Below are 16,837 nucleotides of genomic sequence, written 5' to 3'. Positions count from 1 at the left end.
CGCCCGTACTGGTCAATTCTGATTCGATGCGCGGCCCCGGTCAATTGCCGAAGTTTTCAAGCGATTCGTTTAAAGTCCAAGAGACCGATTTATGGCTCATCCCTACGGCTGAAGTCCCGGTCACCAACATTCATCGCGATGAGATTCTTGATATGGATTCATTGCCGCGCTGCTACACAGCGTACACCCCATGTTTTCGTAGTGAAGCGGGCTCTTATGGAAAAGATACACGGGGCATGATACGGGTTCATCAATTTAATAAAGTGGAAATGGTTAAATTCACGATGCCGGAAAGGTCGTGGGATGAACTTGAAAAACTCACGGCCAACGCTGAGGAAATCCTGCAGCGCCTCGGTCTTGCCTATCGTGTTGTTAATTTGTGTTCCGGTGATTTGGGCTTTTCCGCCGCCAAAACCTATGACCTTGAAGTCTGGCTGCCCGCTCAAAATACCTATAGAGAAATCAGTTCCTGCTCCAACCTTACTGATTTTCAAGCGCGCCGTGCGAACATACGCTTTCGCCGAGATAAAAAGCTTGAATTTGTACATACCTTAAACGGGTCGGGAATTGCCGTTGGCCGGACGGTCGTGGCTATTCTTGAGAATTACCAGCAAGAAGATGGGTCGGTTATCATACCCGAGGCATTACGCCCCTATATGAACGGCTTGGAGCGAATCGCTCCCACAAACATTTAGCAGGTGAAAAGATTATGACACAGTTAGACGTAACCCTATTACAGGAAGCGGCAGCCGCTCTGCGCGGAACGTTAAACGGTATCGCTGTGACGGGCGCAGGCATTTCCGTTGACAGCGGTATTCCCGATTTTAGAAGTGCAGACGGTTTATGGGCAAAATATGATCCAACGGAATATGCGACCATGGATGCCTTTTTGCAAAATCCGGATAAAGTTTGGGAAATGTGGTATGCCTTGGCGGACACCTTAAAAGGTGTATCGCCCAACCCCGCCCATCTTGCCCTTGCCCATTTGGAAGAACTCGGGCATATCAAAGCCGTTATTACCCAAAACATTGATGCTTTACATCATCATGCGGGCAGCAAAACGGTAATTGAGTATCATGGAAATGCGGATACAATTGTTTGCCCCGCCTGTAATAGGCGCCGCCCGATGGACTTGAGCCAACGGGTTCTCGGCGCGCCGCGATGCGAATGCGGCGGATACATGAAGCCTGATGTAATCCTCTTTGGCGAAATTATTTCGGAATATGCACTGACCACGGCGGAGCGACTGGCAAGGGGATGCGATGTCATGCTCGTGATCGGGACATCCGCCACCGTCTTCCCCGCGGCAAGTCTCCCCTATCTCGCAAAAGAAGGCGGCGCAACCGTGATAGAGTGCAATATTGAACCCACCGCATTTTCCAACACAGTGAGTGACATATTCCTGCAAGGCAGGGCGGCCGTTGTATTGCCTGAACTCCTCAAGTGGGTTGAGGCGTAGAAGCCTGAGAAAAGAGCCTCGTTTTATGGCGCGGAGAGGCGCTTTTTGTCGCGATAAAACCACATGGTGACGGCTCCCGCAAGGATGATCGCTGTTTCCACCGCCCAAAACGCCAGCAATACGCCCCAAATGCCGCTCGTGAAGCCATAGCTGTGCAGGCCCACACCAAGCGCATTAACGCCCCACCATGCGAAGACGACGATCATCCCCAAAACGATGGCACTCAACGCGATCCCGTCGTGGCGCAAGTACCCCCCACGCCGTGCATGAAGAATCGCCAACGCCCACAACACGATCAACAGCGCCCCATTTTCTTTGGGATCCCAGCCCCAAAAACGGCCCCAACTTTGGGCGGCCCATATACCGCCCAACACGGTTCCTATGAGTGTGAAGACGAGACAAAAAGAAAATACGCCGTAGGTGATACGTCCTAAATCATTGAAGAAACTTGGGCGGTGTTGTTTCAAGCGCAGAATCCGCAGGAAAACAGAGACATGACCAAGGGCAGCCGTAAATAAACCGGCGCCATAACCAATGATAATGGTAGTTACATGGATTGCGAGCCAAAAATTGGTGTCGAGCACGGCAATGACCGCCGGCATGGTGTCGGTCCCTTCCCGGGCTTCATAGCGCCATGCGAAAAACAAACCCAACAACCCAAACAGCGCGCCCAGTGACATGGAAATTCGATTGCGTGAGACGAGCTCCAACGCAAAGCCTAATAGGGCGGCAATAAGCGTGGAAAAGAGAATGGTCTCGTAAAGGGTTGTGACCGGCGGCCGTTCTCGAATGATACAGCGTAAGGTTATACTGATAGCAAGCAAGGCTATGGGCGGCAAGAGCGAAAAATTCATTAAAAGAGACCAGCCGTCACTCTTTTTCCGCAGCCACGTGATGGCTATCAGCAGGAAGGAGGTGAGAAACAACCATTGACTAAAGAAAAGATAGTTCGCCCGGTAGTAATGTATCTCCAAATTAATGTGTTTGTATTCATTTCTGGCGGTGGCACGGGAAATTAAAACCCGATGAAGATTTCGAAGGGTGTCATAAAAGGCTGAGGGACTGGTCAGACTATCGGTCATGGCTTCAAAAATACGCAGGCCTTCAATGTACCCATCCATGGAAGCGGTCGACTCAAAGGACTGCTCCATAATATCGGCAGGCGACAGCCAGACGTTTTCTTCCCGTTCATCAGGCGCTAAGAAGGCAAAAAGTCCCGCATTCAAAACGGCATGATCCAAAAGGGAAAACAACTGATTGATGCCCTGTGATAGGGGTTGCCGTTCTTCATCGCTCAGTTGATGAGACTGTTCGATCAGCGTTTCCATGTGTTTGGGGATTTTTTCTAAAATATCGCTTGTCCGCACGGTCTCTCTATCGTTAAAAACGGAGGTGAGGATCGCGTTGTTTTCCGTTTCATAACGGATTTTCGCAAAATCGAGAAAGTGGGTCAGTGACTCATAAGCAAGCACGTTGCCCGCCAAGGTGATAATCTGCGTATCAACAAAGGTCTGTGTTTCGGGCGGCAATTCCGCGGCTTTTTGTGCCAACGACATAAGACGGTCCAAGCCGGGTTGTAATTCATGGTACGAGTAGCGATCTCTTTTCTTGCCGTGCGCCTCGATGCCTGCAGCAGTGACGGCCTCGTAAGAATCAACACTGAAACAGCGATAGGTATCTGTCACCTCCGGGTAGAAGAGACAATCCAAAAACCATTCCAAAGAAGATCGGGATTGGCTTTTCCCATCATTCTCTACGCGCAGACTGCGTTTTCCATTTAATCGTAATAGATAAAAGCGGGCCACCGTATCCAAAGGCTTGATACGCCCGGATTCCTGTACCGGGATGGAGGCAAACAAATCAAGGACGTCATCCGACCAGACCGGTATTTCTGCTGCGGCCATTGACGCAACCAAGACGCAACAGATTCCTATCAGAAATATTTTTTTCATTCTTGTGCTCTACTAACCCTATTCGCAAAAATGATGTCAAACACTACGAAGCAATACAGACCCCTTACGCTGAACTTTTCTTTTGGCTTCTTTTTAAATAACGCAGCAACACTTGACCATAATGAAAAAGCAGACCAAAAGAAATCAAGCAGGAAGCATAGAGAGGCCAGTGTTCTGTAATACCATTTCGGGTTACAGCGAGCACGGAATAGAGGGCATCCCCTTCTTTCGCATTCGTCGGTCCCCAAGATGCTTGATAAAAAGTATAGCCCCTATATCGGAGCGGTTCGTTCATGCGGATAAGAACTTCTCGGGACAGTTCCCCATCCAAAAGGAGCATTTTACTGGCGAACATACTGGGCAGGTCAGTGCCCGGATGCTTTTCATGAATAAATTCGTTAAGGCGCAATCTAAAGGGGAGGTCATATTCCTTTTTGGTCAAGGAAAAAGAATATTGTCTATCATCCACCTGAACAAGGAGGGGCGCTTTTTGTGCTCCCCACAACAAACCCTCTTCTTCTCTATCCCCTAAAATACGTATCTTCATGCCGGGAATATTCATTTCAGCAGACGGAGCAGCCTCGACTTCTTCCAATATCACATTGTCCACGGACAGCGTTCCCGATCCTGAAGCGGCAACACTATTTTGCATATAACGACTGATTTCCAATTGGAAAGGAAGGGAAGCTTCTTCAAAGAAAGCAACCTTGTTTGCGGTACATTTTTGGAATTGTTCTTGAGGAATGACAAAACAACGGATTCCCGACTCAGGCTTAACTTCAAAGACTTGAAGTTCCCAATCAAAATAATTTAAAAACTTGTTGCTTTCGGCGCCTTCATAAAGGGGCATGTTGCCGGATACGGAATAGTGATGATTAACGAAACCCGCAACAATTAAGACGATAATACCTGCATGAGCTATGAGGAGCCCCGGCCGGGTAAGTCGTTTGGGCGCTCGTATAATGGCACCGATCAGCATACTGATAAACACCAAAGCCAAGAGGAGATAACCTCCCGGAAGGACAAGGGGCAATCGTCCAAAAAGCCAATGAACCAAGAAAATCGATTCGAAATATTTTTGTTGTGCCTCGTAAAGCCCCATTCGTGTTTGTTCAAGTGTGCCAAAGAAGACTAACAGGAGCAGCGCCAAAAGCAACACGACAGACAGACCGTAAGAGCCCAAAAATTGTATAGTACGTTTCAGCCAGATCATGACCCGGGAGTATCCTCCATGTGGAAAGACTGTAGAAAACGCATCAAGTTTTCTTTTTGTTCCGTTAAAGCTTCAATAGGTCCCGTGAGTTTTACAAAGAGTGTCTCCTTTTCCAGAGGACATATGGCGCCCAGTAACACACGGACAGCATTGGGATGCTCGCTGCTTTTCGGCTGCGGATTAACACACTCAATATACGTGGCTTCACCATCTAACATGGGAAATCTTTCCAATAGCTTTTCCTCCTCGGGGCTCAAAGAAGAAAGACCTACTTGGGAACGCCAGAGATTTGCATTCGCAATAATGCCGCCCGCCGTGCCGCCCAACACAGTGACCGCACATTCACTTCCTTCCGGATGATCCGGGTAATAGGTTGCCAAACGCATCGCCCGAGCTTCCCCTTCCTGCCATCCGGTGGGCACCTCCCAGCTAAGTTGGGCAGCGCCGCCGCCGGGCATCGTCTCCACTACAGGCGCTTCATGGGCGGCAAGATCATGGATCTGTGGATGATTGTCGGGAAAAGCGGAATCGGATAAGCCGAAACGCTCTTGCGTCGTCATCTTTAAAGGCGCCATATAGTTTTCGGGTGGAACCTCACGGATATCAGTTATTTCATGAACGGACTTTTCTGACGAACATCCCCATAATCCTAAAGACAGAAAGCAAATCAAGACTATAGATTTATTGACCATGAGTAGAGGAATCCCCAATCGCGTCGCGGCATAGGAAATGGTATCAAGATAAATTGTAATACAAGCCCTTAGTGGCGTTTAAACAGAAACTAGTACCAGAGTAAAGTCCTTTTGATTTTGATGAACCCGGGAAAGAAGCGTTCTTCTTTATAACCGATTTTTTTCAAAAAAAAGTGAATCCTGAGCGATTTACTCTAATTTGCACAAGTATACCATAAACGAATAGCTTACATGACGCACAACCACAGACCACGGCTTCGAATAATCGCCCGCCTACAGCGGTTCCTTCTCCGCACTGCAGCATACACCACCGGATTCTTCGTTGTCCTTAGAAAGGTGTAGGTTGTCGATGTTTACCAAGCCTTGTGTCTCCCTTTTCGACGGCTATTTCTTCGTCCTCTTTTCGTATGGTTCATGTCTTGCATGGTTAGAGGATTTTCCAAGGGGCAACTATAAGGGTGGTATTGTCTCTCGAAGAAACTGTAAGAAGCTTTACATTTCTCAATCGTATGATTTATAATGACACAATAACGTGCAATTGGATAATTCATTGTATTACCGCATAAAGGGGTATGAATGACTGCATCAATTAATAAAGAACTTTTACTTGAACAACCCATGGAAGATATTCGTCATGAATTGGTGTTGAATATTGTTCGTACAGCCAATGTCATTGCGCTAAAAGGATCGCATTTATTTCGCAGCTTTGGTTTGACTGAGGCGCAGTTCAACGTCTTGTTTGCGCTTAAGTATAAGCGGAATGAATGGACACAATCGGATCTGGGCAAGCGGCTTGTCGTGACGCGCGCGAGTATCACCTCTGTTTTAGACAAGCTGGAAAGTAAGAACCTGGTTAAGCGGAATCCGGTCGTGGGCAATCGCCGTATCTACCACATTTCTCTTACAAGCAAAGGGCTGCTCCTCATTAATAAAGTAGAGCCTGTATATCGGGAAACCATTCATAACGCGTTAACGGTCTTTACAGACGCCGATTGTGAGGATATGATTTTTAAGATGGAAAAAATTCGAGCTGAATCAATGAAACAATAACGCACCCTGTGATAGGGTGGTGCTCCAGTCTTTCAGTATATGTCGCAGAAGACCAGTTGATTGGAATTTTAATTGCGCTCTTCTTTGGACAACTTGTAATAACTCTCCCCTGCCTGTCTTTGGGTATGGGGCATTACAAAAACCGGGCCGTTGGAAATGAGCCGTTGGAACGAGAGGCTATTTATGGACGTTGTAAGTCGCAAAGAGAATGGTTGTGAGGAACGGGTATTCAATCCACGAGGCTTTTGGGCGCTCATGGTTACCCAATTTCAGGGCGCATTCAATGATAATCTCTACCAGTGGGTGATCACCTTTTATCTTCTGGCATCCTTCAAGGCGTTTTCCGGAAATAATGGTGATTATCTTTATTTCGGCAGATTCACAGCGGATACTTTTGTACCCGCCTTCGCCACCTTTTTGTTTTCACTGCCCTTTATTTTATTTCCCGCCATTTTTGGTGCCTTGGCCGATCGCTATAGCAAACAAACTATCGCTATAGCAGCAAAATGGCTTGAAATTGTCATCATGGCACTGGGCGGTGTGGCGTTTTATCTGGGCTTCTCCCCCTTCATCTGGTTCTTGCTGTTTATGATGGCGACACAAAGCGCCATTTTCGGTCCGGCAAAATATGGCATCCTGCCGGAGATTTTACCTTCTGACCGTTTATCTTGGGGTAATGGTGTTATTCAGATGGGTACCATGATCGCCATTATCTTAGGCACGGGGCTTGCAGGTCCCTTGTTTTTAAAACTCTCGGATAAAATTTATCTGGCGTCCATTGTCATGGTGGTCTTGTCTATTGGCGGCACCTGTTCGTCCTATTTTATAACCCGCCCGCCTGCCGCCAACCCACTGCAGCGGATTCCTATGCAGCCTTGGGGCGGCATGAGCACCTATTTTAATGCGATCCGTAAAGATCGTGTTCTCTTTTATACCGTAGTTGGTTATACCTATTTTTGGTTTATCGGCGCTCTTGCCCGGCAAAACCTAGTAAAATTTGCCACGGCGGATATGCTCATTTCTGAAGATTTGATGTCCTATATCTTGGCTGCTGTAGCGATCGGGATTGGTTTCGGCGCATTGGCGGCAGGCTTCATGTCGCGCGGCAAGGTGGAATTGGGATTGGTTCCCATAGGCGCTTTAGGGGTCATGTTCTTTTCTTTTCTATTGGCAATACCCTATAAGCTCTTACAAAGCTCCGTTATACCCCTTGTAAAAGCCGTTGCCGTTCCTTTGACAGGCGGCTCAGAGGGCGTGCTCATGCGAGCGGCACGGGTAACGGGCGGCCATTATCTTGTTGTCTTGTGCGCCTTCCTCGGTCTGGGTATATTCGCCGGTCTTTATGGGGTGCCCTTGGCAGCAGCCATACAAAGACGCGCGCCAAAAAATGTTAAGGGCGGGGTAATCGCCGCGGTAAACATGTTAACCTGGCTCGGGATCGCCTGCTCCTCCATTGTTTTCCTGCTCTTGAACAGTCTCCACTTTACCGCTTTACATATCTTTATTTTTATGGGCTTAAGTGCGCTCGGTATCGGGCTGATACAGTGTTTTCGTTCTCCCAATGTTGCTATTCGCATGTTTTGGTGGATCTTGGACGGCACGCTCTTCAAATTGCATGTCCATGGCAGAAATCACGTTCCTGAAGAAGGCGGCGCGTTGCTGATCGCAAACCACGAGAGTTTTGTAGATACCATGGTAATTCAAGCCGCCTTGGACCGCGAGATTTACTTTGTTATTGGTGAGAAGGCCTTGGATGTACCGTGGATCAAAGGCTTTGCCCGGGGTATGCAGCTGCTCCCTGTCGATTCCTCGAACGCAACATCACTAGAATCGAGTGCGCACAAAATTCGCGAACTCCTCGCACAAGGTCATCTGGTCTGTATCAATTGCAGTTCCCAATTAGAGAAGGAAGGCATGGAACTGCCTTGGTTCAAGGATTATACGCAGCTTTTGCCTACGCCCGACACGCCCATCCTTCCCATAGCCATGAATCGTCTGTGCGAAATCCTCTATTCCTTCAAGGATATGCGTATCCGTTGCTTTCTTCCGCTCATGCCGCGTCTGCGCATTTATGTCCGTTGCGGTATGCCGCTGCCGATGCCTATGAGCGCTTTTAAAATTCGTGAAAGTGTTTGCCTGGAAAATGTGGAAGGTTATTTTTCGAGAACGTATCGGGGCAGCATTTTACAATATCGTTTTATCCAAGTTGCCCGTCGTTATTTGTGGCGTTTATGTTTTGTGGACGCCATGTCGGGCGAATTGAATTATTTTAAAACCCTTGTCGCGTCCATTGCCTTGGCACGAAAATTCAAGGCGATTATGGGCAAGACAGAAATGGTCGGCGTATTGATGCCGTCCACGGTGGCAGGCGCATTAGCCAATACAGCGCTTCAAATCATGGGTAAAGTTCCTGTTAATTTAAATTATACGGCCTCTTCCGAAATCATCGCCGATTGTGCAGAGCGCTGTGATATAAAATATACCGTAACGGCCCGTGCCTTTTTAGATCGTGTACCCATTACACCCCCCGGAATCCCCATTTATCTGGAAGACATCCGCAAAAAAGTCAGCAAATGGGATCAGCTGACCGCGATGATGATGACACTTTTTGTGCCCAGACGCCTATTGACGCGGCTCCTCGGCGCACAGCCCAAAACAGAAGAAGACGTGGCGACCATTATCTTTTCCAGCGGCAGCGAAGGCATTCCCAAAGGTATCGTCCTCACCCATCGAAATATCTTGACGGTATTTGAAGGCATGCGCGAAATGGTGCCCCACGACAAACACACCAATCTCGTCGGCTTCCTTCCTTTTTTCCATTCCTTTGGTTTCTCCGTCATATTATGGACACCGCTCATGGAAGGCTTGCACGCCGTATTTCATCCCAACCCGCTTGAACCCAAGCCCATAGCCCAACTGATTCACAAGTACAAGGGCTCTGTCATGGTCGCGACGCCCACTTTTCTCCAAGGCTTTATACGCCGTGCAGAACCGGAACAATTAAAAAGTTTGACCTGCGTCGTTGGAGGCGCAGAAAAAATGCCTGATCGCATACGAGATGGTTTTCATAACCGTTTTGGAATCGAGCCTATGGAAGGCTATGGCACGACAGAATGCGCCCCCGTCGTATCGGTTAGTCTCTTTGATGAAGAATCGCCCGGCTTTTTCACGCGCCATGGTAAACGCGGAAGTGTCGGACGCCCCTTCCCCTATCAGGCTGTTAAAGTGGTTGATCCGGACAGCTATGAAGAGCTGCCGGTCGGCGAGGCGGGGCTGCTCCTCGTGCGCGGCGCCAACATCATGAAGGGCTATTACCATAATGAACAGAAAACAGCGGAAGTCATGCGGGACGGATGGTATATTACCGGTGACATCGCTTCCCTTGATGAAGAAGGCTTCATTTTTATAACCGACCGGCTCGCTCGTTTCAGCAAGATTGGCGGCGAAATGGTACCCCACACAAAAGTGGAAGAAGTCCTTCACCAATTGATCCAATCGGAAGAACAATTGATGATCGTCATGGGCGTCCCTGACGACCAGCGCGGCGAACGCTTGGTTGTCTTACACACCCTTGATGATGCTGCCTTGGCGCTGGTGAAAGAACGGCTGCCGCAGGCTGATTTGCCCAATTTATGGCGGCCTCGTCCGAATGCCTTTAAAAAGATAGAGGAAATTCCTTTGTTGGGCACAGGCAAAACAGATTTACGCAAAGCGAAACAACTCGCCTTTGATGCCTTCCGCTCTTGATTGCTGCGCCATAGAAAAAGACAGACCTGCGCGGTCTGTCTTTTGAAAGGCAATAACGATACCTATAATTCTGTATAGTTTAGAAGGGTCGTTGAGGTCCCTCGTAGGGGGCGGCGCCCAAGGAACGCAGCGGCTGATCTTCAATAGTTGTCAAGCGCGGGTCTTTGGTCTCAGGCGCTTCAATCATCCCAAAATAACGACCCATCCAGTAAATTTCAAGCCATGCGATGGGCGCGTTGCATCGTCTGCCGCCGGAGCCGCCGTCTAAGCGCAAGAGCGAACGATCCAATTCTTTGGCTTCCGATTCACGGGGCGAAATCCCTTTGGGCGAGTCTGTATCCGGTCCCACGGCATAGGGAACATAGCCAGGTTCCGAGAAGAGATCGGCACGCTGCGAATTTTTAAAGGTGTAACTGATTACATCCAAAGGCCAATCGCGAAGGTACGCGACGGAATCTTCCAATTCACAGTCATTGCCGGTCATAGCGCCATAAAGGAAGTTGAACCACGGATGCTTTTCAATCCGTTTGATTTCCCAACTCCGTTCTAAGCTGCGACGATAGAGGGCATGAAGCCAATCAATCTCGGTGTACTTGAGCAAGGGATAGTAGGCAAGAAATGCAATTTGATCATCCCATTCGGTAACGTCGTCGGGCGGAAAGTTAAGTTTTTGGCGGATCGTATGTTCATGATAGCGCCAATCCAAGAGCTGTTGAAGGGCGTCTCTGAAATAGTCATCGCCCACCAATCCAATGGCAGTGGTGGCATAAGATTGCGCTTCCATGCCGTTCAGCCCTTTGGCATACATGCCGTAGGGGCGTTGCAAATATTCGGGATCCCAACGGCCCCAGCGCGTTAATTCGCCGCCCTTGTCACGGAGCTTCCATCCGTTGTCGACAATGTGGCGGGTAATACGATTGACATGTTCACGGGCGCGATCCTTTTCCGGCCCATCAGGTGCTACGCTGCAGAAGGTCGCCATAGCATAATAATGAGCGCCAATCTCATCGCTTGACGTGTCGCCCTTCCATTCAAAATTTCCGTCCGGCGTGGGAACCCAACGTGCGGGCAAACCGCCGGAACCGCCTGTGGATTTTTCTCCCGCGTCGCCGTGAACCGACCAAATAGAACGGGCGACAAAACCCGGTATTTCCGTTATTTCTTCCAGCCACACCATGGCTTTCAAGCTATTCACGGCTTCTTCCCAGTCTTTGGGATCTTGAGTGACTGCATATTTATAGATCATCGCTGTCAAATAATGGGTAGTAAAGCCGCCGTCATTATCGGTGATACTGCGAATCCACGGGGCGTCAGTACTGCTTCTGCTGAGACGGTTAATAAATCCCAAGCGTTTGTGTCCCCACTCTTCAATGCGCCGCTCATAGAGCGCCGCTTTCTTTTGCAGCGTGAAGGGTTCATATTCAAGAATACCCAGTCCGCCGTCGGTGGCAATGTAAACGGTTTTATCGAAAACACTAATATCATTGACATAATCGTTGGGCAGCCACCGTTCTCCCGCGAAATAATGGAAAGAGCCGTCTTTGAGATAGCGTATCGCGCCCCACGTGGTTCCGATCCAAAGTTCTCCGTCGAAGCCCTGTGCAAAACACGTGACATCTTCGTAAGGAAGTCCATCCTTACCGTTTAAAGTGGTCATGGACATACCCCGCAAGAGGGCAATGCCTTTATCGGTGCCCACAAAAAGCCGGCTGCCCATGGCGATCATATCTCGGAAGTTCTTTGACGGCGGTATGCCCCAATCGGCTACCCGAGGATCGACCAAATCGTTATCCAGCAAAACGAGTTCACCGGGGCGCATGACATAGAGGGTTTCACTGTACTCAGCGATGCGTGAAATGGGACCGATTCGTTCAGGACGCATCAAAATCTGGGAGCCGTCTTCCATATGAAAGGTGGTGTTGGTGCTTCGAAATCCGCTCTCAGGTTCAATGGACTGAAGCGTGCCTGATTTGTAGCTATATACGGTATTACGCGTTGCGGCATAGACCTGACCACGTACCATGGAAACATCTACGAAGCCTTCCTCGCTGAGCTTTTCGATATTGTATCCATCATATCGGTACAAGCCCTGATCAGACATGCCCCATAAGGCGCCGTCTACAACACGCAGTCGTTTTAAGCCCGCCGGCGCTTCGGCAATGGGCGATAGACTTACGCCATCCCACTCGTAGACCGCCTCGCCGGTACTGACAAAGACGGAGCCGTCGAAGGCGGCAAGCGTGATGAAGGGATTCTCCGAGGCAACTTGGCTGCCTACTTCTTGCAAATAGACCGCGTCGGCAACAGGCGTCCACATGCGTTCGTCGGGACTGCGCAAATAAGAATCTTCCGCGAATACAATAAACTGACAAGTCAGTACAAAGATCAAAGCCAACTTAAGGTTTCTTTTCATTTCAGGGCACAATACCTTTCTTCTCAAATGTTTTTTAATGGATAGGTGAAAAAGAAACTTATCATACACGGAGAGAAAAATCAACCTCGGTTCCATTTCGCCCTTTCTATGTATTGATTTTTAGACCTTCCCTGACCTACGCACTACTTCCCTTCTCTTCTAAACACAGCTATCCCCGAAGTATTCATCCGCCGCTTCAGTAGGGATGAATATTCGGGGATAGAGATATAGTACAACGCAATACTACGAAGCTTTGTTCGCTTCGTTTCTAAACGCCTTAGAAGGGTCGTGGAGGCCCGTCGTAAGCTGCCGCTCCCAAGGGGCGGCGTAAAGGTCGCTCTTCAATGCCGGTCAAGCGTGTATCTGTGCTTTCCGGCGCTTCAATCATCCCATAGTAACGGCCCATCCAGTAGCACTCAAGCCAAGCTGTCGGCGAGATGGATCGGTTGCCGCCCGAGCCGCCATCCAAGGACAACAGGGTGCTGTCAAGTTTCTTCGGTTCTGATTCTCGCGGAGAAATCTGTTTGGGCGAGTCCGTATCAGGTCCTAAAGCATAGGGAACATATCCGGGTTCAGGATGCAGATCGGCGCGCTGCGAATTTTTGAAGGTGTAACTGATCAAATCCAAGGGCCAATCTCGAAGGAATTCCACGCCCTTTTCCGCTTCACAATCATTACCGGTCATGGCGCCATAAAGGAAATTGAACCATGGATGTTTTTCAAGCCGCTTGATTTCCCAGCTCCGTTCCAAGCTGCGGCGATACAAGGCGCGCAGCCAATCTTTCTCCGTATATTTGATTAAAGAATAATAGGCAAGAAATGCGATTTGATCGTCCCACATGGTGATATCGTCGGGCGGGAAGGTAAGTTTTTGGCGTACCGTATGTTCATGGTACCGCCAGTCCAATAATTGTTGGAGGGCATCTCTGAAATAGTCATCGCCCACCAATCCGATGGCCGTAGTCACATAGGACTGTGCTTCCATGCCGTTGAGGCCTTGAGCATACATGCCGTATGGGCGTTGCAAATATTCGGGATCCCAGCGTCCCCACCGTGTCAATTCGCCCCCTTTATCGCGGAGCTTCCAACCATTGTCGACAATATGACGGGTAACACGGTTGATATGTTCACGGGCCCGTTCCTTCTCGGGGCCATCCGGCGCTACACTGCAAAAAGTTGCCATAGCATAATAATGCGCGCCGATTTCATCGCTTGAAGTGTCTCCCTTCCATTCGAAGTTGCCGTCAGGTGTGGGAACCCAACGGGCGGGCAAGCCGCCGGATCCGCCTTTGGCTTTCTCGCCCGCATCGCCATGAACCGACCAAATCGCGCGCGACACAAAACCCGGTATATCCGTAATTTCTTCAAGCCACACCATCGCTTTGAGGGTGTTCACCGCCTCTTCCCAATCTTTAGGATCTTGGGTGACAGCGTATTTATAGGTCATGGCAGTCAGGTAATGGGTGGTGAAACCACCGTCATTATCTGTAATCTCGCGCATCCAAGGTTCATTCGAACCGGCTCTATAGAGGAGATGGACAAATCCCAGTCGTTTATGGCCCCACTCTTCAAGGCGCCGTTCATAGAGCGCTGCTTTCTTCTGAAGCGTGAAGGGCTCATACTTAATAATGCCTAAGCCGCCATTGGTGGCAATATATACGGCATCACCGGAAATACTGATATCGTTTACATAGTCGTTGGGCAACCAACGTTTCCCGGCGAAATAATGAAAAGAGCCGTCTTTGAGATAGCGAATGGCGCCCCAAGTGGTTCCGATCCACAGATCACCGTCAAAGCCTTCCGCCAAACAGGTGATATCTTCGTAAGGAAGCCCATCCTTTCCGTTGAGACTGGTCAACGCCATACCGCGCAAAACGGCGAGGCCTCTGTCGGTACCTACAAAAAGGCGGCTGCCCATGGCGATCATATCCCGGAAGTTTTTTGAGGGCGGCATGCCCCAATCTGCGACGCGCGGATCTACCAAATCGTTATCCAGCAAGACGAGTTCTCCGGGCCGCATAACGTATAAGGTTTCGCTGTATTCGGCAATCCGCGAAATGGGGCCGATACGTTCCGGGTTCATTAAGATCTGGGAGCCGTCTTCCATATGATACGTGGTATTGGTGCTTCGAAAGCCCGCTTCAGGTTCAATGGATTGAAGAGATCCTGATTCGTAGCTATAGACCGTATTGCGCGTGGCAGCATAGACTTTACCGCGCACCATCGTAATATCTACGAAGCCTTCATTACTGAGCTTTTCGATGTCATAGCCATCGTAGCGGAATAATCCATCACCGGACAGCCCCCACAAGGCATCGTCGACAACCCGCAGTCGGTTTAATCCGGCTGGCGCTTCGGAAATAGGCGCAAGGCTGACGTTATCCCACTCGTAGACCTCTTCACCGGTACTCATAAATACGGTACCGTCAAAGACTGCGAAGGTGATGATGGGACTGTCTGAAACAACCTGATTGCCCACCTCCTGCAAGTAGACCGAGTCTGATACGGGCGACCACGCGCATTGATCGGGAGCGCGCAAATAGGTATCGTCTGCCAACACCATGCCGTGGCAAGCGAGCGCCAAGATCAACGCCAACTTCATGTAAATATTCATGTTCATGTGTGTGCTTCCTTCCTTCTTTATATGTTTTGGTAATTCATAAGGAAAGGAGAAAGTTATCATACTTAGAAGGATAAATCAACCTTAGCGAAAATTTCGGGTTAAGCTACCGCTTAGCGCGGAAGTGCGGAGAAGCTTCAAAAGTTTGAATCCATTGTTTATAAGCCTTTACAATGAAGTGCTTAACCGTTTCCGTAGGCGTTTACAGCGCCAAAGAAACGCTCACTTTCTATTAATCATCGACTATTTTTTACTGCAAGGATATGTATGAATATATTGGGCATTTCCGCGTTTTACCATGACAGTGCCGCTGCGTTGCTACGGGATGGAGACATTGTCGCAGCTGCCCAGGAAGAACGCTTTTCACGTAAAAAACATGATCCCCGTTTCCCGGAACATGCTGCAGCCTACTGCCTTCGCGAAGGTGGTATTTCAATTGATCAAGTGGATTATATCGCCTTTTACGACAAGCCCTTGATCAAATTTGAACGCTTGCTAATGACCTATCTCGCGTCATCCCCACACGGATATTTTTCTTTTCTGTCTCAAATGCCGTCGTGGCTAAAAGAAAAACTCTTCGTCCGAAACACCATTCGTAAACGTTTGGATTATCAAGGCAAGATTCTGTTTTCCACCCATCATTTGTCCCATGCAGCAGCGTCCTTTTTCCCCAGCCCTTTTGAGGAGGCTGCTTTTATCACGGTCGATGGTGTCGGTGAGTGGGCAACAACTACTTACGGCGTTGCCCGTGGCGGTAAGGTCGAAATCCTAAAAGAGATTAACTTCCCCCACTCCTTGGGCTTACTTTATTCTGCCTTCACCTATTTCACCGGCTTCAAGGTGAACAGCGGCGAATATAAATTGATGGGATTGGCGCCTTACGGCGAGCCTCGTTATGTGGATATCATCAAGAAAGAACTCATTGATATTCACGACGACGGTTCCTTTCGATTAAACATGCGTTACTTTGATTACTGTGCCGGGCTGCGCATGACGAACCGCCGTTTCGCCAAACTTTTCGACGGTCCCGAGCGCAAATCAGAAACCAAAATCACCCAACGGGAAATGGATCTTGCCAGCAGCATCCAGGTCGTAACCGAAGAAGTTATGCTGAAAATCGCAAGACATGTTCATGCTGAGACAGGAATGAAAAATCTCTGCCTTGCCGGCGGTGTGGCGCTCAACTGTGTTGCTAATGGTATTGTGCTGCGGGAAGGTCCCTTTGAAAATATGTGGATACAACCGTGCGCGGGGGATGGCGGCAATGCCTTAGGAGCAGCGATGCTCGCATGGCATCAATTACTTGGAAATCCGAGAACTGTCACGCCGCGGATACAAAAAGCTTCGTATCTTGGCCCTGCTTTTAGCGATGACGAAATACAAGCATTTTTAGATGAGAGACACATCCCTTATCGGAAGCTTTCTCAGGAAGAACTTCCGGAAGTCGTGGCAGATCTGCTGAGCAGCGAAAAGGTAATTGGCTGGCATCAAGGCCGTATGGAATACGGACCGCGTGCCTTGGGCGCACGCAGTATTTTGGGCGATCCCCGTTCCCGAGACATGCAGAGTGTGCTCAACCTTAAAATTAAGTTTCGTGAATCATTCCGGCCCTTTGCGCCCACCGTATTGGCTGAACATGCCGATTCGTGTTTTGATTTGCGTGGTGTGGAAAGCCCGTACATGTTGCTTGT

At 49.1% G+C, this 16,837-nt stretch carries 10 protein-coding genes; 5 read left to right on the top strand and 5 right to left on the bottom strand.

Translation table 11 applies throughout. The features are described 5' to 3' along the window. Together serS and GX117_12820 are read left to right on the top strand one after the other, a co-directional pair. Positions 1–695, top strand: a 695-nt coding sequence (gene serS, locus GX117_12825) for a serine--tRNA ligase (protein ID NLO34212.1), incomplete at its 5' end; no start/stop codon positions are given. A gap of 14 nt (positions 696–709) precedes the next feature. Beyond that, a complete protein-coding gene (locus GX117_12820) occupies positions 710–1,459 on the top strand; it encodes an NAD-dependent deacylase (protein NLO34211.1) in 750 nt (249 codons plus the stop codon). A 23-nt stretch (positions 1,460–1,482) separates the two neighbouring features. Here the strand turns inward: GX117_12820 and ccsA are convergent, their stop codons facing one another. The 3 genes from ccsA to GX117_12805 form a co-directional block, all read right to left on the bottom strand. Next, the gene (ccsA, locus tag GX117_12815) at positions 1,483–3,375 is read right to left on the bottom strand and encodes a cytochrome c biogenesis protein CcsA (GenBank protein NLO34210.1); all 1,893 of its coding nucleotides are present in this window, start codon (positions 3,373–3,375) and stop codon (positions 1,483–1,485) included. 100 nt (positions 3,376–3,475) lie between these two features. Beyond that, a complete protein-coding gene (locus GX117_12810) occupies positions 3,476–4,624 on the bottom strand; it encodes a cytochrome c biogenesis protein ResB (protein NLO34209.1) in 1,149 nt (382 codons plus the stop codon). Continuing rightward, a complete protein-coding gene (locus GX117_12805; protein ID NLO34208.1) occupies positions 4,621–5,316 on the bottom strand; it encodes a hypothetical protein in 696 nt (231 codons plus the stop codon). Before GX117_12805 ends, GX117_12810 begins: the two co-directional genes overlap by 4 nt. 576 nt (positions 5,317–5,892) lie before the next feature. Between GX117_12805 and GX117_12800 the strand changes: the two genes are divergently transcribed. Continuing rightward, positions 5,893–6,366 carry a MarR family transcriptional regulator gene (locus tag GX117_12800; GenBank protein NLO34207.1) on the top strand — a complete coding sequence of 158 codons (474 nt, stop codon included), beginning with the start codon at positions 5,893–5,895 and terminating at the stop codon, positions 6,364–6,366. Between the two features lie 183 nt (positions 6,367–6,549). After that, entirely contained in the window at positions 6,550–10,113 is a 3,564-nt protein-coding gene (locus GX117_12795; protein NLO34206.1) for an MFS transporter, read from the top strand. Positions 10,114–10,192: 79 nt separating this feature from the next. Here GX117_12795 and GX117_12790 read toward each other — a convergent pair whose 3' ends face one another. Further along, positions 10,193–12,526, bottom strand: a complete 2,334-nt coding sequence (locus GX117_12790) for a hypothetical protein (protein NLO34205.1) — start codon at positions 12,524–12,526, stop codon at positions 10,193–10,195. Positions 12,527–12,803: 277 nt separating this feature from the next. Then, on the bottom strand, positions 12,804–15,146 hold the full coding sequence (locus tag GX117_12785; protein NLO34204.1) for a hypothetical protein: 2,343 nt from the start codon (positions 15,144–15,146) through the stop codon (positions 12,804–12,806). 267 nt (positions 15,147–15,413) lie between these two features. Here GX117_12785 and GX117_12780 point away from each other — a divergent pair. Further along, positions 15,414–16,837: hypothetical protein (locus GX117_12780; protein NLO34203.1), on the top strand; the 1,424-nt coding region annotated here is incomplete at its 3' end.

It is taken from the genome of Candidatus Hydrogenedentota bacterium (assembly GCA_012523015.1).
Taxonomy (GTDB): domain Bacteria; phylum Hydrogenedentota; class Hydrogenedentia; order Hydrogenedentales; family CAITNO01; genus JAAYBJ01.
Note: the sequence above shows the minus strand (reverse complement) of the source record. Positions and strands in the feature narration are given on the sequence as shown.

What these genes read in the sequence shown, in the direction of transcription:
- GX117_12790 (NLO34205.1), bottom strand. Translation starts at nt 12,526, where the DNA reads ATGAAAAGAAACCTTAAGTTGGCTTTGATCTTTGTACTGACTTGTCAG.
- GX117_12795 (NLO34206.1), top strand. Translation starts at nt 6,550, where the DNA reads ATGGACGTTGTAAGTCGCAAAGAGAATGGTTGTGAGGAACGGGTATTC.
- GX117_12810 (NLO34209.1), bottom strand. Translation starts at nt 4,624, where the DNA reads ATGATCTGGCTGAAACGTACTATACAATTTTTGGGCTCTTACGGTCTG.
- GX117_12805 (NLO34208.1), bottom strand. Translation starts at nt 5,316, where the DNA reads ATGGTCAATAAATCTATAGTCTTGATTTGCTTTCTGTCTTTAGGATTA.
- GX117_12800 (NLO34207.1), top strand. Translation starts at nt 5,893, where the DNA reads ATGACTGCATCAATTAATAAAGAACTTTTACTTGAACAACCCATGGAA.
- GX117_12785 (NLO34204.1), bottom strand. Translation starts at nt 15,146, where the DNA reads ATGAACATGAATATTTACATGAAGTTGGCGTTGATCTTGGCGCTCGCT.
- GX117_12820 (NLO34211.1), top strand. Translation starts at nt 710, where the DNA reads ATGACACAGTTAGACGTAACCCTATTACAGGAAGCGGCAGCCGCTCTG.